The sequence below is a fragment of the Oceanospirillum linum genome (genome assembly GCF_001995095.2).
Lineage (GTDB): Bacteria > Pseudomonadota > Gammaproteobacteria > Pseudomonadales > Halomonadaceae > Oceanospirillum > Oceanospirillum linum.
Genome location: NZ_MTSD02000285.1, coordinates 1 through 255, shown reverse-complemented (window position 1 = coordinate 255; position 255 = coordinate 1). Strand labels below are relative to the sequence as shown.

General features: G+C 49.0%; 1 protein-coding gene. It reads right to left on the bottom strand.

Annotated elements, in window-relative coordinates:
• On the bottom strand, positions 1-255 hold a 255-nt coding region (locus tag BTA35_RS17660; RefSeq protein ID WP_161489906.1), incomplete at both ends, for an Ig-like domain-containing protein.

Sequence of the window (255 nt, the reverse complement as noted above, 5' to 3'; positions counted from 1 at the left end):
CGTTCAGAACATCATCACCGGCGATGGTATCGATGGTGATGGAAGCGTTGATCTCGGTATCCACATCAAGAGTACGTTCAGCTTCCGCGGTTTTGCTATTGCCTGCACTGTCCGTTGCGGTAACCGACGCATCAATGCTGTTGTCGGCTTCCAGATCATCGGTTTTAACCGGGATGCTATAGGTCAGATCACCAGCAGTGTTCTCTACAACATTACCGGTATAAGTTTCACCGTTAACCGTCAGAGTCACTTCAT